At 59.4% G+C, this 18,703-nt stretch carries 16 protein-coding genes; 12 read left to right on the forward strand and 4 right to left on the reverse strand.

The annotated features are described in order from the left end of the window. The first annotated feature begins 2 nt into the window (after positions 1–2). The gene (locus RGAI101_RS18155; RefSeq protein ID WP_008229800.1) at positions 3–1,817 is read left to right on the forward strand and encodes a feruloyl-CoA synthase; all 1,815 of its coding nucleotides are present in this window, start codon (positions 3–5) and stop codon (positions 1,815–1,817) included. A gap of 22 nt (positions 1,818–1,839) precedes the next feature. Here the strand turns inward: RGAI101_RS18155 and RGAI101_RS18160 are convergent, their stop codons facing one another. Together RGAI101_RS18160 and RGAI101_RS18165 are read right to left on the reverse strand one after the other, a co-directional pair. Continuing rightward, complete coding sequence (locus tag RGAI101_RS18160) at positions 1,840–2,883, reverse strand: TRAP transporter substrate-binding protein (RefSeq protein WP_037230136.1); 1,044 nt, start codon at positions 2,881–2,883, stop codon at positions 1,840–1,842. 78 nt (positions 2,884–2,961) lie between these two features. After that, entirely contained in the window at positions 2,962–3,744 is a 783-nt protein-coding gene (locus tag RGAI101_RS18165; RefSeq protein ID WP_008229821.1) for a crotonase/enoyl-CoA hydratase family protein, read from the reverse strand. Positions 3,745–3,855: 111 nt separating this feature from the next. On the opposite strand from RGAI101_RS18165, the gene RGAI101_RS18170 reads away from it, so the two are divergent. After that, entirely contained in the window at positions 3,856–4,728 is an 873-nt protein-coding gene (locus RGAI101_RS18170) for an amidohydrolase family protein (protein ID WP_037230024.1), read from the forward strand. A 6-nt stretch (positions 4,729–4,734) separates the two neighbouring features. Here RGAI101_RS18170 and RGAI101_RS18175 read toward each other — a convergent pair whose 3' ends face one another. Further along, positions 4,735–5,925 carry an amidohydrolase family protein gene (locus tag RGAI101_RS18175; RefSeq protein WP_037230139.1) on the reverse strand — a complete coding sequence of 397 codons (1,191 nt, stop codon included), beginning with the start codon at positions 5,923–5,925 and terminating at the stop codon, positions 4,735–4,737. A gap of 130 nt (positions 5,926–6,055) precedes the next feature. Between RGAI101_RS18175 and RGAI101_RS18180 the strand changes: the two genes are divergently transcribed. The 7 genes from RGAI101_RS18180 to RGAI101_RS18210 all read left to right on the forward strand — a co-directional run bounded on the left by RGAI101_RS18180 (position 6,056) and on the right by RGAI101_RS18210 (position 14,020). After that, positions 6,056–6,862 (forward strand): ferredoxin--NADP reductase, encoded by an 807-nt coding sequence (locus RGAI101_RS18180; protein ID WP_008229591.1) that lies wholly within the window; start codon positions 6,056–6,058, stop codon positions 6,860–6,862. Between the two features lie 90 nt (positions 6,863–6,952). Continuing rightward, positions 6,953–7,789, forward strand: coding sequence for an FAD binding domain-containing protein (locus RGAI101_RS18185; protein ID WP_008229554.1), 837 nt, complete (start codon positions 6,953–6,955; stop codon positions 7,787–7,789). Continuing rightward, a complete protein-coding gene (locus tag RGAI101_RS18190) occupies positions 7,789–10,536 on the forward strand; it encodes a molybdopterin-dependent oxidoreductase (RefSeq protein ID WP_008229823.1) in 2,748 nt (915 codons plus the stop codon). The genes RGAI101_RS18185 and RGAI101_RS18190 overlap by 1 nt, the downstream gene beginning before the upstream one ends. Beyond that, entirely contained in the window at positions 10,529–12,016 is a 1,488-nt protein-coding gene (locus RGAI101_RS18195) for a hypothetical protein (protein ID WP_008229595.1), read from the forward strand. Before RGAI101_RS18190 ends, RGAI101_RS18195 begins: the two co-directional genes overlap by 8 nt. Beyond that, positions 12,013–12,870, forward strand: coding sequence for a UPF0280 family protein (locus tag RGAI101_RS18200; RefSeq protein ID WP_008229782.1), 858 nt, complete (start codon positions 12,013–12,015; stop codon positions 12,868–12,870). Before RGAI101_RS18195 ends, RGAI101_RS18200 begins: the two co-directional genes overlap by 4 nt. After that, complete coding sequence (locus RGAI101_RS18205) at positions 12,855–13,439, forward strand: amino acid synthesis family protein (RefSeq protein ID WP_008229602.1); 585 nt, start codon at positions 12,855–12,857, stop codon at positions 13,437–13,439. The genes RGAI101_RS18200 and RGAI101_RS18205 overlap by 16 nt, the downstream gene beginning before the upstream one ends. Beyond that, positions 13,436–14,020, forward strand: a complete 585-nt coding sequence (locus tag RGAI101_RS18210) for an amino acid synthesis family protein (RefSeq protein ID WP_008229500.1) — start codon at positions 13,436–13,438, stop codon at positions 14,018–14,020. The genes RGAI101_RS18205 and RGAI101_RS18210 overlap by 4 nt, the downstream gene beginning before the upstream one ends. Before the next feature lie 3 nt (positions 14,021–14,023). Here the strand turns inward: RGAI101_RS18210 and RGAI101_RS18215 are convergent, their stop codons facing one another. Then, positions 14,024–14,464, reverse strand: coding sequence for a MarR family winged helix-turn-helix transcriptional regulator (locus tag RGAI101_RS18215; protein ID WP_008229590.1), 441 nt, complete (start codon positions 14,462–14,464; stop codon positions 14,024–14,026). A gap of 157 nt (positions 14,465–14,621) precedes the next feature. On the opposite strand from RGAI101_RS18215, the gene RGAI101_RS18220 reads away from it, so the two are divergent. From RGAI101_RS18220 to RGAI101_RS18230, 3 genes are all read left to right on the forward strand, one after another. Then, positions 14,622–15,689, forward strand: a complete 1,068-nt coding sequence (locus RGAI101_RS18220; protein ID WP_008229699.1) for an aromatic ring-hydroxylating dioxygenase subunit alpha — start codon at positions 14,622–14,624, stop codon at positions 15,687–15,689. 50 nt (positions 15,690–15,739) lie between these two features. Further along, entirely contained in the window at positions 15,740–16,957 is a 1,218-nt protein-coding gene (locus RGAI101_RS18225) for an ABC transporter substrate-binding protein (protein ID WP_008229713.1), read from the forward strand. Between the two features lie 70 nt (positions 16,958–17,027). Beyond that, the coding region (locus RGAI101_RS18230; protein ID WP_037230142.1) for an ABC transporter permease at positions 17,028–18,703 on the forward strand (1,676 nt) is incomplete at its 3' end.

Raw genomic sequence — 18,703 nt, forward strand, 5'->3', positions numbered from 1 at the left:
AGATGAGCGCCGCCGGTCCAGCGCTTTGGCAGCCCGAGTTCGATATCGAACACCGTCCAGACGGCACCATCATCATGGCGCAAAAGGGGGCGGTTGAAGTCCTGGCGACAAGCATCCCGGAAAGGTTGGTCCATTGGGCCAAGACGACGCCGGACCGGATCTATCTGGGCCAGCGTGACAGCTCGGGCGGCTGGCGCACCATGACATATGCACAAGTCTTGGCACAGGTCCGGCAGATCGGGGCAGGGTTACTGTCCTTGGGGATGGGACCGGACAAACCGTTATTGGTTCTGTCTGGCAATGACATCGAACATGCGCTGATCGGTCTGGCCGCGCAATATGTCGGCGTGCCTTATGCGCCGCTGTCCACCGCCTATTCGCTGGTGTCTGACGATCATGGCAAGCTGCGCGATATCGCCGCGCTGTTGAAACCCGGCGCGGTTTTTGTGGCCGACGGTGCCGCCTTCGGCAAAGCGATTGCAGCGATTGCGACACCTGATCTGGCCGTGATCGCGACGCAAAATCCGGGCGAGGGGCAGGTAGGATTTGAGAGCCTATGCAGTGGATTGGGCTCGGAAATAGCCGACGCAGCCTTTGCCAATCTGGTGCCTGAGACTGTCGCGAAATACCTGTTCACTTCAGGTTCAACCGGATCGCCCAAGGCGGTCATCAACACGCAGCATATGCTGACCAGCAATCAGGACATGATCGCCGACTGCTTTCGTTTTCTGGCGGATCATCCCCCGATCGTATGTGAATGGGCTCCGTGGAACCATACTGCCGGTGGCAACAAGACTTTCAACATGGTGCTGTATAACGGCGGCACCTTTTACATCGACGAGGGCAAGCCGACCGCTGCGGGCTTTGCCACGTCGCTGCGCAATCTGGCCGATGTCCGCCCCACCTGGCATTTCAATGTGCCGTTGGGATACGAAATGCTGGCGCGCGCCTTTGAAGCGGATGCCGATCTGGCCAAGACGTTTTTCAGCCGAATGGACATGATGATGTATGCAGGTGCCGGGATGGCGCAGCACACATGGAACCAGCTCAAGGCGCTTTCCAAGCAGGCCACGGGGCGCGAGGTGCTTTTGGTCACCGCGCTTGGGGCGACCGAAACGGGGCCCTTTGCGCTGATGGGCACGGATCACCAGCCTAAATCCGGCAATGTCGGCGTGCCTGCATGCGGCGTAACGCTGAAACTTGTGCCCAACGAAGGCAAGCTTGAGGCGCGCCTGAAAAGTCCCTCGATCACGCCCGGCTATTTCGGGGCCGCGCAAGCGACAGCCGATGCGCTGGACGATGAAGGGTTCTATATCCTTGGCGATGCTCTGCGTCCCGCTGACCCTGATGATCTGACCAAGGGGTTCTTTTTCGATGGGCGCACGGCAGAGAACTTCAAGCTGCGCACAGGGACATGGGTGGCCGTCGGCGCATTGCGGGCCAAGCTGGTCGATCACTTCAACGGATTGCTGCGGGACGCGGTGATCGTCGGCGAGGATCAGCCATTTCTGGGCGCAATTGTCTTGGCCGACGTGGAGGAACTGCAAAAGATGGCACCGGGGGATAGTTTGGCCGTACTGATGCAGGACCCCGAGATTCAGGCCGCTTTGCAGGCCCGCCTGAACAGCCTTGCAGCGACCGCCACGGGGTCAGCAACTAAAATCAAACGGATGTTGGTGATGATGGACGCGCCCAGCCTGGATAAGGGCGAAGTGACCGACAAAGGGTCAATCAACCAGCGCGCCGTCATGCGCAACCGGCCTGAATTGCTGCAAGCGATATATGACGGCGGGGACGGGGTGTTCGAGGCGACCTGAAACAGGCCGCCTCGACAATTCTTTACATGTCGGACTTGGATTTGATCAGCGCCTTGGCCTGGTCGATCAGGGCCTGACCGTCAAAGCCTTTACCTTCGGCTTCGGCCACCCAACGCTGGATCACGGGCTGCGCTGCCTCTTTGAAACGGGCGACTTCGGTGGCGTCCAGTTCAATGATGTTGTTGCCGTTCTTGACCGCAATTTCGCGGCCGGGGGCATCATAATCAAACATCACCTGCGCCGCGAATTCGCTGAGCGCCGCACCGGATTCCTGATCGATTGCTGCTTTCTGCTCATCCGTCAGGGATTCGTATTTATCCTTGTTCATGACCAAAACGATTGTCGCGGTATAAAGCGCCTCTGGTCCGGTGAACTCGGTGTGGTTGCTTACCAGTTCGGCCAGACGGATCGACGGGGTGACTTCCCATGGGATCACGGTTCCTTCGACCACGCCTTTGGACAGCGCTTCGGGGATGCCGGGCAGGGGAAGACCGACGGGGGTCGCGCCCAGTTCGGACAGCATGTCGTTGATCACCCGTGTCGGGCCGCGCAGTTTCTTGCCCGCAAGGTCTTCAAGCTTGGTGACAGGTTCCTTGGTGTGGATCACACCGGGGCCATGCACCCATGCGCCCAGAACCTTGAGGTCTTTGTATTCACCAGCCTGCAAGTCATCCTCTACCAGCTGCCAAAACGCTTTCGATGTGGCAACCGGATCAGTCATCATGAAGGGCAGTTCGAACACTTCGGTCTTGGGATAGCGGCCGGGCGTGTAGCCAACGACGGTCATCGACATATCCACCACGCCGTCAATGGCCTGGTCGATCAGTTCCGGTGGACGGCCACCAAGCGCCATGCCATCGAAATGTTCGATCTTGAGGCTTCCGTTCGACGCCGCTTCGACCCGTTCGGCCCATGGCTTGAGGATGTGCTTTGGCACAGTGGCAACAGGTGGCAAGAACTGGTGCAGGCGCAGTGTCGTTGTTTCAGCCGATGCCGTCGTACCTGCAAACATCCCGCTTGCGACAACACCCGCCGCCACCGCTTTTATCAAAGAACGTCTATTCATCGTTTCCTCCCAGAGTTGATGATGCAGCTTTGTGCTGCTTGTATGATACCGCAGGTTGCGCGGCATCTTGGTAATTTACTAGCGAAATTTTGGTGCGCGCTTTTCAAGAAACGCGCGCAGGCCTTCGTCGGCATCCGGACCCGACTGCGACACGGCAGCGCTCAGGCTTTCGACATAAAGACCATCGGCCTTGGACATGTCTTCAATCCGGCTGATCGAGTTGATCATCATGTAATTCGACATCGGCGCGTTGCGCGCGATCTTGCCCGCCAGATCCATTGCCATCGCCAGCGATTCCCCTTCGCCCACGGCATAATGTGCCAAGCCAAGCTGCACGCCTTCTTCGGCGTTGAACTTGCGGCCTGTCAGCATCATTTCGGTCATCCGGTCGGCCCCAAGGATACGGCCCACACGCACAGTTGCACCACCGCCGACAAAGATGCCGCGCCGCCCTTCGGGGAGCTGAAAGATCGTGGACGGCTCGGCAATCCGCACATGGGTCGACGTCGCCAGTTCAAGCCCGCCACCGATCGCCGCGCCAAAGATCGCGGATACCACCGGCAAACCGCCGAACTGGATCATATCCATCACACCATGCCAGTTGCGCGAATGGTACAGTGTTTCCTCGGTCGAGCGTTTGACATGTTCGCTCAGGTCCAGACCGGAACAGTAGTGCCCGGCAGTTCCCGTCAGCACGACAGCGCGGGCTTCCTTGGGCGGGTCCATGAAGAACGCCTTGAGCGCGCCAAGCAGTCCGTCGCTCATCGCGTTGCGTTTGTCGGGGCGGGTCATGGTGAGAACCGCAATATCCCCTTGCAGGTCAATGTTCAAAACATCCGGGTTGGCAACGGCTGAGGTCATGACGGCAAAATCCTTGAAGGTGCAATTTAGATGAATAGAACAATTGTTCTATTGAATAGCAATATGATTTGTTCCAGACTTGCGCAAACTTTGCCCACGGGAGAGGCTGCAATGATCGACTTTGATAAAATTCGCGCCATTGATTTTCACACTCATGCCGAAGAACCCTGCGGATGCCATTCGGATGACGGATATGATGATCTGCAATCAACGATGGCCAGCTATTTCGGTGCGCCGTGGAAGCATCCCCCGACGATTCAAGAAACAGCTGCGCATTACCGCGAACAGAATATTGCAGCCGTGATCTTTCCCGTCGATGCAGAGCGCGAGACCGGATACCGCCGCTATAAGAACGAAGAAGTCGCTGCCATCGCCGCAGAGAATGACGATGTGCTGATCCCGTTTGCGTCGATTGATCCGTGGAAGGGCAAGATGGGTGTGCGCGAGGCGCGGCGTCTGATCAAGGATTTCGGCATCAAGGGGTTCAAGTTCCACCCCACGATGCAGGGGTTTTACCCCAATGACCGCATCGCCTATCCGCTTTACGAAGCCATTGAAGAAGAAGGCGGGATCGCCTTGTTCCACACCGGTCAAACCGGTGTCGGGTCCGGCATGCCCGGCGGCAATGGCATGCGTCTGAAATATTCAAATCCGATGTATATGGACGATGTCGCTGTCGACTTCCCCGACCTGAAAATCATCCTCGCGCACCCCAGCTTTCCCTGGCAGGAAGAAGCGCTTTCGGTCGCACAGCACAAGCCGAACGTCTATATCGACCTGTCCGGCTGGTCCCCGAAATACTTCCCTGAAATTCTTGTGCGCTATGCCAATTCGATCCTGAAGAAAAAGATGCTGTTCGGGTCGGACTGGCCGATGATCACTCCCGAACGCTGGTTGGCCGATTTCGAGAAGATCGCGATCAAGGACGACGTCCGGCCGCTGATCCTCAAGGAAAACGCGATGCGGTTGCTTGGGGCAAGCTAGGGGCGCTTACGCCCCTACAATTCCCTTCACCAACTCGGGCAGGCGTGTGGCCGGTGGCGTATTCCGGCTGCGCTGGCTGCGCACGACACCGTCGATCACAGTCATGCCGACACCCGGCAGGTTGCCCAGTTGCACCGATTCCAGCAGGTTCTTGCCCGGCGCGTGCTGTGCTTGATCCATGATCACAAAGTCGGCGCATTTCCCGGCTTCGATCAATCCGGTGTCCAGCTTGCGCTGCCGCGCGGTGTTGCCGGTGGCAAAGCAAAAGGCAACCTCGGCGGAGATATCGCCCAGCGATGACAGCAGCGCCACCATCCGCATGATGCCGAGCGGTTGCACCCCGGAGCCTGCAGGCCCGTCCGTCCCCAAGATCAGCTGGTCCAGCTTGCCCAGTTCACGCGCGGTGTTCAGCGTCAGCAAAGCGGCGCGTTCATTGCCGTTATGCACGATCTCGAGCGCGGCTTTACAGCCCTCGCAGATGCAGATGATCTGGTCGTCGGGCAGGGCGGTGTGCCCGCCGTTAATGTGGCCGACCACGTCGGTGCCGGTTTCCAGCACCATGTCCGCGTCGATCAAGCCCGATCCGGGGATCGACGGACCGCCGGTGTGGATCGTGCTTTGCATGCCGTATTTGCGCGCCCAGCCGACCATCTCGTTCGCAGTTTTGCCGTCTTTCACCGTGCCAAGGCCGACCTCGCCGATCAGCGTGACACCAGCTTCGCCCATCTGGCGGAAATGATGTTCTTCCAGCCCTTGTTGCAGCAGGGGTGCCCCCGCATGCACCTTGACCCCGGAAGGGCGGAAGTTTTCGTACCAGCGCTGTGCGGCAATCGCCATCGCGACGGTGCCAACCGGATCGTTGGGGCGCCCGGGCATGTGCACCTCGCCCGCCGAAATCAGCGTCGTCACACCGCCATGCAGGGTCGAATCGATCCAGCCCAATTGCTGCTGGCGCGGGGTATAGTCGCCAACCACCGGATGCACGTGACTGTCGATCAGACCGGGGGCGAGGGTCGCGCCATGGGCATCGATCAGCGTGGTCGCACCCTCGCAGTCCATGTCCTTTTCCTTGCCCCATTCTGTGATCTTGCCGTCAATCGCGATCAGGCAATCACCGTCGAAAATGGGCTCTTCCATCTTGCCAGACAGGATCATGCCAATGTTGCGGATCACAAGCTTTGCGGGGGTGTCTGACATGTCGTTGCCTTTCAAGCATCTTGGTTTCATTTGAACGCTAACAGAAAAATCAAACCAAGCAAGATGAAATGCTTGACAGTATTTCGTTTGTGTACAAACAATATGTCAAGCAGCGAAAAAGGAATGATCCATGGACAGCGCAGAAACACTCGACACCCCCTTTCCAATCCCCGCGGGCGTGTTCGCGCAGACCGTGACGCAGGTGCAGCATTACACGGACAGCCTGTTCCGGTTTCGCATCACGCGACCTCACAGCTTTCGCTTTCGGTCCGGTGAATTCGTAATGATCGGCCTGCCGAACGCTGAAAAGCCCGTGTTCAGGGCCTATTCCATCGCTTCGCCCTCTTGGGACGAAGAGGTCGAGTTCTATTCGATCAAGGTTCCAGATGGTCCCCTGACCAGCCACCTGCAAAAGCTTCAGGTCGGAGATACAGTGCTGATGCGGCGCAAGCCGACAGGGACATTGGTCAATGACGCCTTGCTGCCCGGCAAACGGTTGTGGATGTTCGCCACAGGCACGGGGGTCGCCCCCTTTGCGTCAATCATCCGCGACCCGGAAACATACGACAAATTCGATGACCTGATCCTGTGCCATACCTGCCGCACCGCAGGGGAGCTGACGTATTCACGCGCGCTTGTCGAAAGCCTGAAGGCGGACCCGTTAATCGGAGAATTTGCACAGCGGCTGACCCTGTACGATACCCTGACCCGCGAAGACTGGCCGCGCATGGGGCGGCAGACTGATCTGATGGCCTCGGGCAAGATCTTTGACGATCTGGGTGTGCCCCCGATCAACCCCGAAACCGATCGGGGCATGATCTGCGGGTCGATGGAGATGCTGGCCGATACGAAACTGGCGCTCGAAGGCTTTGGTCTTGAGGAGGGGGCCAACAACCGCCCCGCCACTTTTGTGGTCGAAAAGGCTTTTGTCGGCTAGCGGCTGCGCGAATTGATTTGACAGAATCCGCGCCATCGAATTTCTATTAGCATACCAACAAGTTCTCACCCGGACAGGAGCACGCATTCCATGAGCTACATCACCGCCACCACGCTTGAGGATGCGTTGTACGCTCTGGCTGCCGGACCCGCGTCCGTTATTGCAGGCGGGACCGATTGGTTTCCTGCCCAGGGGGATCACCATTTTGACGGCACGTTGATCGACATATCGCGGCTGGCAGAGCTGCGCGGCGTGTCAAGAACCGACAAGGGGTGGCGGATCGGTGCCGCAACAACCTGGACAGACATCATCAAGGCCGATCTGCCAGCCGCGTTTGACGGGCTAAAGCTGGCTGCCCGCGAGGTCGGGTCGGTGCAGATCCAGAACACCGGCACGATCGCTGGCAACCTGTGCAATGCGTCACCCGCCGCCGACGGGGTGCCGCCGCTTCTGACCCTAAATGCGACGGTTGAGTTGTCTTCGACAGACGGCACGCGCCAGATGCCGATTTCTGCGTTTCTCCAAGGGGTCCGCAAGACCGACCGCGCGGCGCATGAAATCCTGACTGCGATCCACATTCCCGACCTGCCAGCGGAGAGCAAAGGCAGCTTTGTCAAACTGGGTGCGCGGAAATATCTGGTGATCTCGATTTGTATGGTGGCGGTGCTGGTTACGATCGAGGCCGGTTTGGTCTCTGACATTCGGATCGGCATCGGTGCCGCATCGCCGGTCGCACAGCGGATGACCGCCCTCGAGGACGCCTTGCGCGGCCTGCCCGTGACCGATCTGCCCGATGTCGTGACCGATGATCTGATCCTTGGTCTGACCCCCATTTCGGACGTACGCGCCAGCGCCGATTACCGTCAGACAGCCGCATCGCATGTGATCCGCCGCGCAATCGCCCAAGCCTTGGAAGGAGCCGCCTGATGGACAAATCCGCCGCCACTGCCATCACTTCGTTTACCCTGAACGGTACGATTGTGCAGGTCGATCCTGCACCGGGCGAACGTCTGTCCCATTCTCTGCGGGAAAGGCTGGACCGCAAGGACGTCAAGATCGGCTGCAATGCGGGCGATTGCGGGGCCTGTACCGTACTGGTCGATGGTGCGCCTGTTTGCGCCTGCCTGATGGCCACACAACAGGCGACGGGTCGCAAGGTTGAAACACTGGCCGGACTGGTCAAGGCTGACCCGGACGCGCAGGCGCTCATGGAAAGCTTTCAGCACCATCAGGCGGCCCAATGCGGGATTTGCACGCCGGGGATGATGGTATCTGCCGTTGCCCTGCTGCGCGCAGAGCCACAGCCCACCGATGCGCAGGTTCAAGATGCGCTTGGCGGCGTTTTGTGCCGCTGCACGGGCTATCGCAAGATCATTGACGCTGTCGTTGGTGCCCATGCCGCCGATCAAATGGTCAAGGCCCCGACCGAACTCGGCCATAGCGCGCGCCGGTTCGACGGGCTGCCCAAGGTGGACGGCTCAGAAAAATTCGGAGATGATGTCGCCCCCGCCGGTGCGCTGGTTGCCCGCGTGATCCGGTCGCCCTATCCCTCGGCCAGCTTTACCTTTGGCGATATTGCCGCGTGGCAGGCTCAACATCCTGGGATAGAGACTGTATTGACCGCAAAAGACGTCCCCGGACTGAATGCTTTCGGCGTCATTCCGGGGTTTATTGATCAACCGGTCTTCGCCGTCAGTCATATCCGTTTCCGAGGCGAGGCCGTTGCCTGCGTTGTCGGGGACGCCGACGTCATGGCCGCGCTGGACCTTGGCAGTTTTCCCGTCGAATGGACCTCGCAAATCACGCTGTCCGACATTGACGATGCTATCACGCACGACGCGCCGCTGCTGTTTGACGACCGCAAGGGCAACATCATGTGCGGTGGTTTTGTGAAATGCGGCGATGCCGACGCAGCGCTTGATGCGGCTGATGCGATGGTCGAGGCGACGTATAAAACAAGCTTTGTCGAACACGGCTATATCGAACCGGAGGCGGGCTTTGCCGAGATGGTCGGGGGCCGCCTGCATGTCCACGCCTGTACGCAGGCCCCCGGAATGGATCGCGAAACGCTGGCCTCCGTGCTGAACATGCCGATGGCGGATATCCGTATCGTCCCGACAGCAGTCGGTGGCGGGTTCGGGTCGAAAATCGACGTGTCCTTGCAACCCTTCATCGCGCTGGCCACCCTGAAAACCGGCAAACCCGTCCGCATGACCTATGCCCGCAACGAGACGATGCAATCTACGACCAAACGCCACCCCGCACAGATCAGCATCAGGATCGGTGCCAAATCCGACGGCACGTTGTCCGGGCTCAGCTTTGACGGTGATTTCAACACCGGGGCCTATGCAAGTTGGGGCCCTACGGTGGCGAACCGCGTGCCGGTGCATGCCTCTGGTCCGTATCGTATCCCCGATTACCGCGCGCGCAGCCGTGCCGTGCATACCCATTGCCCGCCCGCCGGTGCCTTTCGCGGTTTCGGCGTACCCCAATCAGCGATCGCACAGGAAACCGCCTTTGATCTGCTGGCCGAAAAGCTGGGAATGGATCCGCTTGCGTTTCGCCTGAAAAATGCGCTGACCGACGGGGTGCCCACCGTCTGCGGTCAGGTGTTTGACCAAGGCGTCGGCATCAAAGCCTGCCTTGAGGCGCTTCAACCCGCATGGGAAGCCGCCAAAACCGACTGCGCCGCATTCAATACAACCAGCAGGACCCACAAACGCGGTGTCGGCATTGCCAGCGCTTGGTACGGCTGTGGAAACACGTCGCTGCCAAACCCGTCGACCATCAAGGCGGGCTTGCGCGCGGATGGGACCGTCGTTCTGCATCAAGGTGCCATGGACATCGGACAAGGCTCTAACACAGTCATTCCGCAGATATTCGCCAAGGCGCTTGGCGTGTCCATCGACGGGCTGATCTTGCTGGGTGCCGACACCGACATCACGCCGGATGCTGGCAAAACATCCGCCTCGCGCCAGACCTTCGTGTCAGGCAATGCCGCCCTGAAAGCGGGCGAGACCCTGCGCAGCGAAATTTTGCGGCAAGCGAATGCCGGGCCCGACGCGAGGATCACGTTGGAAAGCGGGCAGGTGATCGTGACCGAAGCAGGCCGCACGCAAGCCCTTGATCTGTCGCGGCTTGATGCGAACACCGAAGGCTATGTGCTGATGGCGCAGGAAACCTATGACCCGCCAATCAAACCGCTGGATGAAAACGGGCAGGGCATCCCCTATGCGCAATTCGGCTATGCCGCGCATCTTGTGGTGGTTGAGGTCGACATCGCCCTTGGGCTGTGCAAACCCCTGCGCTTTGTCGCTGCACATGATGTGGGCCGCGCGATCAACCCGCTGCTGGTCGAAGGCCAGGTGCAGGGCGGCATCGCCCAAGGCTTGGGCATGGCCTTGATGGAGGAATATATCCCCGGTCGCACCGAGAACCTGCATGACTATCTGATCCCCACGATTGGCGATATTCCCCCGATCGAGACCCTGATCCTTGAGGTGGCGGATGCCCACGGCCCCTACGGTGCCAAGGGCCTTGGCGAACATGTCCTGATCCCAACGGCCCCTGCGATCTTTAACGCGATCTATCACGCAACCGGCGCAAAGGTCACCCATGCGCCTGCAACCCCCACGCGCCTGCGCGCAGCCCTGAAGGAGGCCGGACATGCTTGATGATCTGCGCGACCCAAAGCCCGAAAAAATCCGCTGCGATGCATGCCCCGTGATGTGTTTCATCGCCGATGGCAAATCCGGTGCCTGTGACCGCTATGCCAACCACGCGGGCGAATTGGTCCGGCTTGATCCGCTGACGGTGATCCAGTCCGGTGCCAAGGCCGTGGCGTTTCTGGACCAGGGTAACAATGCTCAGGATTGGGACGGAGACGTCATTCAAGGCGGGCGTGATTTTGTGACCGCCGTTGGGGCGGGCACGACCTATCCCGACTACAAACCGGCACCGTTCATTGTCAGCCAAGAGGTCGAGGGCGTCGACATGGTCACCGTCGTGACCGAGGGCATATTCTCGTACTGCGGGGTCAAGGTAAAGATCGACACCGACCGCCACATCGGGGACGAGCGCGCGGTCGTGCGGGTGGATGGTGAAGCAATCGGCCATGTGATGACCTCTGAATACGGCTCCAAGATGCTGTCCCTGGGCGGTGTCGAACACCTGACGGGCGGGTCCAAAAAGGAAGGCCGTGTGACCTGCGATGCGCTGCTGCGTCTGTGCAATCGCGAGGCGGTCGAAATGATGATCGACGGTGGCGTGACGATGGTCGTCGAGGCGGGCAAAGCCCCCATCATCAATGGCACCCCCGAAAAGCTGATGCGCGTCGGCTGTGGCTCCGCGACCATCGGGATGTTTGCAAAACAGTGGCACGGCCATGTGGACGAAGTCGTTGTCGTTGACGATCACATCACCGGCGTCCTCAGCGAACACGAGGCGGGCAAGGGGCTGGACATGACCCCGTCCGGTATCCGCATCAACGGGCGCCGTTCGACCCCAGGACGATATTTCCAGGTGGCAGACCCCGGCACCGGGTGGGGTGGCACCGATGTCGAAGACCCACTCACTATTTTACGCCCCGCCGACCCCAAGCGCGCCTGGCCCGGGCTGCGGTTGTTGATGATCTCGACCACCGGCGAACAATGGGCGTATTTCATCCTTGATGACGATCTTGAACCGCAGCCCGCCGACATCACGCCGGAACTGCTGGTCGTCGCCGAACGGATCGCGGAGAATTGCGAACCGTCGTTGTGTTCGGTGCTGTTCATGGGCGGTGCGGGCGGCAGCTTGCGCGCGGGGGTCACAGAGAATCCGGTGCGCCTGACAAGGTCGGTCAAGGAATCCCTGACCCATGTGTCTTGCGGCGGGGCAGAAGCCTATGTCTGGCCCGGTGGTGGCATCACGGTGATGGTGGATGTGATGGACATGCCGACGAATTCCTTCGGCTATGTGCCGACGCCTGCGCTTGTCGCGCCGATTGAATTCACCCTGCGGCGCGAAGACTACGGCACGCTTGGCGGGCACATGGAACATATCCAGCCGGTTGCAGAGGTTGTCACCCAGGACGTACGCCGTGTGGCGCAACTGGCCTTGCAATCCGACCCGAACGACCGAGAAAACTACGGCTGGTCAAAGAGAGATAAATGAACGCCCAAGCGGCCCTTTTGTCCGGCGACAGGCTGCACCTGTCGCACGGGCCGATTGACCTGATCATCGGGGCAAACGGCGCGCGCGATGCGGCTTTTCGGGCGGCATATCACAGGTTCGAAACTGTTTTGACCGAGTTGATGGCCGAATTGCCGTTGCTGCGCCAGCCTGTTGGTACCAAACCGCGGGGCAAAATCGCACGCCGGATGTACCGCGCAGCCCTGCCACATGCCGACGGGCTGACCACGCCGATGATCTGCGTCGCGGGTGCCGTTGCCGAAGAGGTTCTGGCAGCCATGGTCGATGCCACGGATCTGACCCGTGCCTATGTGAACAATGGCGGCGACATCGCGCTTCATCTGACCAATGAGGCGGCGTTCAAAATCGCCGTTGCCGCGCCGGACGGGCACAGCCTTGGTACTGTCGAAATCACCAGCGCCGACCCCATCCGTGGAATCGCCACCAGTGGCCAGCGTGGCCGCAGCCAAAGCCTTGGGATTGCCGATGCGGTGACGGTCTTGGCGCGCACTGCTTCCATGGCCGATGCGGCGGCAACCAATCTGGGCAATGCTGTCAATCTGTCCGATCACCCCGCCATCAAACGTGCCCCTGCCAACAGCCTGCGGGACGATAGCGATCTGGGTACAGCCCCGGTTGTCATCCATGTCGGCACCTTGTCCCAAACAGATGTTGCGCAGGCGCTTCAACACGGTGAAACTGCCGCCAATGCACTGCGCGATGCCGCCCTGATCGACGGGGCCGCGCTGTTTTTACAGGGGCAAAGCCGAACGCTTGGACTGCCCGAAGAAATGAAACACATACAGAAAGACCCCTACCCATGCCTGACGTCATAATCCGCAAGATGGTCACCAGTATCGAGGAGATCTTTCACGAAGGCGGCCCCCGTGCCAACACGCCGTTGAAACGCGGATATGTGATGGCCGTGATCGAAAACCCCTATGCAGGGTCTTATGTCGAAGACATCCAGCCCTTCATGGAAGACCTCAAACCGTTGGGCCTGACAATGGCACAAAAGCTGCTTGCCGCACTCGAGGTCGAGGCAGAGCAGATCGAAGGCTACGGCAAAGGGTCTATCGTCGGCGTAGGCGGAGAGTTGGAGCATGGTGCGCTTTGGCATGCGCCGGGCGGCTATGCGATGCGCGATGTGTTGGGCGGGGCCAAGGCAATCGTCCCCTCAAGCAAGAAGGTCGGCACCGCCGGTGTGCGCCTTGATGTGCCGGTCACGCATGCCAACGCGTCCTATGTGCGCAGCCATTTCGATTCGATCGAAGTCGGTCTGAACGACAGCCCCCGCGCAAATGAAATGGCGGTGATCCTCGTCATGACCACAGGGTCGCGGATCCACAACCGGGCAGGGGGCCTGGATGCCAAGGATATCAAAGGGGAGGATGGCCTGAGATGAGCGCCGATATTCGCAAGATTGCAGTCTGGATCGAAGAAACCCACCGCGAAATGGGTCAAGCCATTTCGCCCGCCACGCGCAAGGCAGTTGCCGTTGCAGTGATCAAAAACCCTTTTGCAGGGTCTTATACCGAGGATCTGACGCCCCTGATGGACATCGGCGCAGAACTGGGGGGACTGCTGGGCGATAAATGCGTAGCTGCCCTTGGGATCACACCCGCGCAGGCGGAAAGCTATGGCAAGGCCGCCATGGTCGGCGAGGGCGGAGAACTGGAACATGCCGCCGCCATTCTGCACCCCAAGCTGGGCGCGCCGTTGCGGGTTGCCGTCGAAAAGGGGGCCGCATTGGTGCCGTCATCGAAAAAGATGGGCGGGCCCGGGCAGGTGCTGGACGTGCCGCTGGGCCACAAGGATGCCGCCTATGTGCGCAGCCATTTCGACGGGATCGAGGTCAGCCTGAACGACGCACCCCGCGCCGGTGAGATTCTGGTCGCCGTCGCCGTCACCGACAGCGGGCGGCCCTTGCCACGGGTCGGCGGACTGACCCACGCGGAAGCGATCGGCAAAGATGGCCTGCGTTAGGCCCTAAAGTTTATCAAGCAACGTCAGCAGCCGGTCAACCTCGCGGGGGGTCAGGTTGCTGACAGTCTCGGCGGAAATGGCATGGGCGACTGTGATGGCCTCGGCCGAGAACTCCTTGCCCGTTTCCGTCAGCGAAATTTCGAGGCGCCGCATGTCGGTCGCTGATGGGGTACTTTGCACCAGACCCTTCTTGCGCAATCTGTCCACCACGCCCTTTGTCGTCGCCGCGTCCATGCCGACCAGACGACCAAGCTGGTTCTGGCTGATACAGACTTCGTCGCGCAGCTTGGCCAGCACGGCGAATTGCGTCGGCGTGATGTCAGGCATCCTCTTGTTGAAGATCTCAAGGTGGCGCTGGTTCGCAAGGCGCAGCTTGAAACCGACCTGGTCTTCCAGCTGATAGGGTGGTGCCGCGCGGCGCGGTGAATTTGCCGTTTCGGCCAAAGTGATGTCCAGTATCTTGGTGCTTCTGCGTATTTCTTATGCATTATCATCCCATGGATTTTATCTGGGGTCTACATGATATCAGATCAAAAATATTGTTTGACAGCTAACAAGTTTTTGGTCCTTCATGTGAGGTGTAAACACAAGGAGTAATGCTTTGTCCTTTGTCAGAAACGCATGGTACGTCGCAGGGTGGTCAACGGACTTTGGCGACGACCTGGTGCCTTTAACCCTGCTTGCCCAGAATATCGTGGTGTTCCGGTGCAGCGATGGTCAGCTTGCTGCCTTGGAGGATCGCTGCCCGCACCGGTTGCTGCCCTTGTCCAAGGGTAAGCGCATCGGTGATACCATTCAATGCGGCTATCACGGCATGACCTTTGACGCGGGCGGGCAATGTGTGCGCGTGCCGGGCCAGTCGAACCTGCCCACCAGCGCCTATGTCGACAGTTTCCCGGTGCTTGAGCGTCATGGAATTGTCTTCATCTGGATGGGGGACGCCGAAAAGGCCGACACCGCTTTGGCTTTTGACATGCCCGAACTGTCGGAGGATGGCTGGCACCTGCACCACGGCGACAAGCTGCACATCAAGGCGAATTATCTGAATGTCGCGGAAAACTTGGTTGATCCTGCGCATGTCAGTTTTGTGCATCCAACCACGCTGGGCAATGCTGCGTCTGAAAACGTGCCGGTGCATGTGAAAACAGCGGACGAAGCCATCGTCGCATGGCGCTGGATCAGGGATGCTGAACCGATCGGCTTTTTCAAGCAATTTGGCGGCTTCGACGGCAATGTCGACCGCTGGCATTATTACTACCTTCACCTGCCTTCCACGGCGGTGATCGATTTCAGATCAGCCGATGCTGCGCTTGAACTTCCCGAAGAAGAACGCAACAAAGGTGTGCGTATCTTTGCGCTGCATTTCGTCACGCCTGTGACCGAGGATTATACGATCGACCACTGGATGCATCTGCGGAACACGGCCCTTGGCGATGATGCCGCATCTGAACAGATGGACGCGATGTTCCGCGTCGCCTTTGCCGAGGACAAGTCGATACTTGAAGCGATCCACGAGGAAGAACAGCGGCCGCAAAAACGCAAGCCGATCCGCATTGCCATCGACAAGGGGCCCAATGTCTACCGCAAGCGCATCCGCGACCGGATTGAGGCCGAAGCGACCGATGATCTGGGCGAACCCGTGTCACCGGTCTTTGTCCAGCACGACTGACCATAAATAACGCCGCAAAAGACGGCACCTACAACAGAGAGGACACCAAAATGAACAGAAACACATTCCTGAAAACCCTAGCAGGGGCCGCCGCCCTAAGCATGACGGGCCTTGCCGCGTTTGCCCAATCGGGCGAGCCGATCAAGGTTGGCGAGATCAACCACTACAAACGCATGGCCGCCTTTGCAGAGCCTTACAAGAAGGGCATCGAACTCCGGCTGGAAGAGATCAACGGCGCTGGCGGTGTGTTGGGCCGTCCGCTTGAGTTCGTATTCCGCGACGACCAGGGCGACCCCGGCGAGGCGATCAAAATTGCCGAAGAACTGATGACCAGCGAAGGCACTGTGATGCTGACCGGTACGATCCTGTCGAACGTGGGTTTGGCAATCTCGTCCGTCGCGGCGGAAAAGGAGTGGGTTTATCTGGCCTCTGAACCACTTGCTGATGCGTTGACGTGGTCGCAGGGCAATCCGTGGACGTTCCGTCTGCGCACCTCGACCTATATGCAAGCCGCAATGCTGGCTGAACAGGCGGCCAAAACTGACGCGATGAAATACGCCACCATCGCGCCCAACTATGCCTATGGCAAAGACGCGGTTGCCGCGTTCAAGGAAGTGCTGACCCAGCTGAAGCCGGGCGTTGAATTCGTCGGCGAACAGTGGCCCGCCCTGTTCAAGATCGACGCCGGTGCCGAGGTGCAGGCGCTGGAACGGTCCAAACCCGACGCGATCTATAACGTGACATTCGGCCCGGATCTGGCCAAATTTGTCCGCGAAGGGAACACACGCGGTCTGTTTGATGGTCGCACGGTTTACGGCCTGCTGTCAGGCGAACCGGAATACCTTGAACCGCTGGCAGATGAAGCGCCTGAGGGTTGGATCGTGACGGGCTATCCTTGGTATGACTTCACCGAAGCGGATGGCGACAACAAGGTGTTCGTCGATGCCTATCAGGCACGCTTCAATGAAACGCCGAAACTGGGGTCTCTTGTGGGCTATATGACGGCTGAAACAGTTGCCGCAGCGATCCACAAAGCGGGATCTACCGAAAGCGATGCAATCCGCATGGCGTTCGAAGGGCTGGACGTGACCACACCCGTGGGCGATATCACCTTCCGCGAAATCGATAACCAAGCAACCTTGGGTGCCTTTGTCGGTACGACCGCACTCAGGGACGGTGCAGGCGTGATGACCGATTGGACGTACATGGATGGTGCCAACTATCTGCCATCCGACGAAGAAGTCTCGAAACTGCGCCCGGCTGACTAAACAGCGGTGCCGCTCCGGAAGGGTCGCCTTCCGGAGCATCGTCTTTTCCCAAAATTTATGAGGTTGGCTGATGGGCCTTTTTATCGCACAGATTCTGACTGGGCTTGCCAATGCTGGTGCGCTTTTCATGGTCGCGTCTGGCTTGTCGCTGATCTTTGGTGTGACCCGTATCGTAAACTTTGCCCACGGGTCTTTTTATATGCTGGGGGCCTATGTCGGCTATTCCCTGATGCAGGTTCTCCCCGGTGTTGTCGGATTTTGGGGCGCTATTTTGCTTGCGGGTCTGATTGTCGGCCTGATTGGTGTCATCGTCGAAGTCTGCGTGCTGCGCCCTGTCTATAGCGCGCCTGAACTGTTCCAACTGGTCGCAACCTTCGGGGTGATCTTGGTGATCCAAGACCTTGCCCTGATGATCTGGGGACCCCAAGATTTGCTGGGGCCGCGTGCCCCGGGCCTCAAGGGGGTGATCCGGATTATGGGCGAACCGGTGCCACAATATGACATCGCGCTGATCATCATTACGCCATTCGTCGCCCTTGCGCTTTGGTATCTGATCACCCGCACCCGTGTCGGCGTTCTGGTCCGTGCGGCGACGCAGGACCGCGAAATGGTCAGCGCACTTGGCGTCAATCAGGCATGGCTGTTCACCGGCGTCTTCTTTCTGGGTTGTGCCTTGGCGGGTCTTGGCGGTGCGCTGCAACTGCCCAAGGGCGGTGCCGATCTGCTGATGGATTTCACCATTCTGGGCGCTGTCTTTGTTGTCGTTGTCATTGGCGGCATGGGGTCATTGCCGGGTGCCTATCTGGCTGCGGTCATCATTTCCGTACTTAACGTGTTTGGCGTCACCTATGCGCCGCAATCCACACTTGTTCTGATGTTCCTTGTGATGATCGTCGTGCTTATGTTCCGCCCCTTTGGCCTGCTGGGCAAAGAGGAAATCGCAGGCGAACATGGCCAAGTCGGTGAACCCGAACGCCCCATCAAGCCCGCAGGTCAACGTGTCCGTTTGCTGGTGGCGTTTGGTTTGGTGATCCTCGGGTTGCTGCCGCTTTATGGCAGTAATTTCTCGGTCGTGCTGGTCACCGATATCATGATTTTCTGTCTGTTCGCCGCATCCCTGCATTTCATGCTGGGCCAAGGTGGTCTGGTCAGCTTTGGGCACGCTGCATTCTTTGGCGGCGGTGCCTATGCGGCCGCATTGTTCGTCACTTATGCCGATACTCCGATGGAACTGGCACTGATCCTCGCACCGCTTTGCGCCGGGCTAGCGGCGATCGTCATCGGCTGGGTCTGCCTGCGATCAACCGGGGTCTACTTCGCCATGCTGACGCTGGCCTTTGGCCAACTTCTCTGGAGCCTTGCGTTCCAGTGGGGGGACGTCACCGGCGGCGATGACGGGCTGGTTAACATCTGGCCCTCTGCCTGGGCATCGGACAACAGCGTCTATTACTACATCGCGTTCATCCTTTGTGTCGGTGGCATTCTGCTGCTGCGCCAAGCGGCCCATGCGCCCTTTGGCTATGCCATGCGCGCGGCCCGCGACAGCGCTCGCCAAGCCGAGGCGATGGGGATCAACACCAAGCATATCCAGTGGGTTGCCTTTACCTTTGCGGGGACGATGGCCGGGCTTGCGGGCGGGTTGTTCGTCTTTTCCAAGGGCAGTATTTTCCCGAACGAACTTGAAACCGCCCGCAGTTTCGACGCGTTGATCGTCGTGTTCCTGGGTGGGGTCAAAACCCTGTCGGG

This window comes from Roseobacter sp. GAI101 (assembly GCF_000156335.1).
Taxonomy (GTDB): Bacteria; Pseudomonadota; Alphaproteobacteria; order Rhodobacterales; family Rhodobacteraceae; genus Sulfitobacter.

Coding starts and splice junctions, on each gene's coding strand:
- RGAI101_RS18175 (WP_037230139.1), bottom strand. CDS start 5,925: ATGTCAGACACCCCCGCAAAGCTTGTGATCCGCAACATTGGCATGATC.
- RGAI101_RS18185 (WP_008229554.1), top strand. CDS start 6,953: ATGAGCTACATCACCGCCACCACGCTTGAGGATGCGTTGTACGCTCTG.
- RGAI101_RS18210 (WP_008229500.1), top strand. CDS start 13,436: ATGAGCGCCGATATTCGCAAGATTGCAGTCTGGATCGAAGAAACCCAC.
- RGAI101_RS18155 (WP_008229800.1), top strand. CDS start 3: ATGAGCGCCGCCGGTCCAGCGCTTTGGCAGCCCGAGTTCGATATCGAA.
- RGAI101_RS18205 (WP_008229602.1), top strand. CDS start 12,855: ATGCCTGACGTCATAATCCGCAAGATGGTCACCAGTATCGAGGAGATC.
- RGAI101_RS18170 (WP_037230024.1), top strand. CDS start 3,856: ATGATCGACTTTGATAAAATTCGCGCCATTGATTTTCACACTCATGCC.
- RGAI101_RS18190 (WP_008229823.1), top strand. CDS start 7,789: ATGGACAAATCCGCCGCCACTGCCATCACTTCGTTTACCCTGAACGGT.
- RGAI101_RS18160 (WP_037230136.1), bottom strand. CDS start 2,883: ATGAATAGACGTTCTTTGATAAAAGCGGTGGCGGCGGGTGTTGTCGCA.
- RGAI101_RS18200 (WP_008229782.1), top strand. CDS start 12,013: ATGAACGCCCAAGCGGCCCTTTTGTCCGGCGACAGGCTGCACCTGTCG.
- RGAI101_RS18165 (WP_008229821.1), bottom strand. CDS start 3,744: ATGACCTCAGCCGTTGCCAACCCGGATGTTTTGAACATTGACCTGCAA.
- RGAI101_RS18195 (WP_008229595.1), top strand. CDS start 10,529: ATGCTTGATGATCTGCGCGACCCAAAGCCCGAAAAAATCCGCTGCGAT.
- RGAI101_RS18180 (WP_008229591.1), top strand. CDS start 6,056: ATGGACAGCGCAGAAACACTCGACACCCCCTTTCCAATCCCCGCGGGC.
- RGAI101_RS18225 (WP_008229713.1), top strand. CDS start 15,740: ATGAACAGAAACACATTCCTGAAAACCCTAGCAGGGGCCGCCGCCCTA.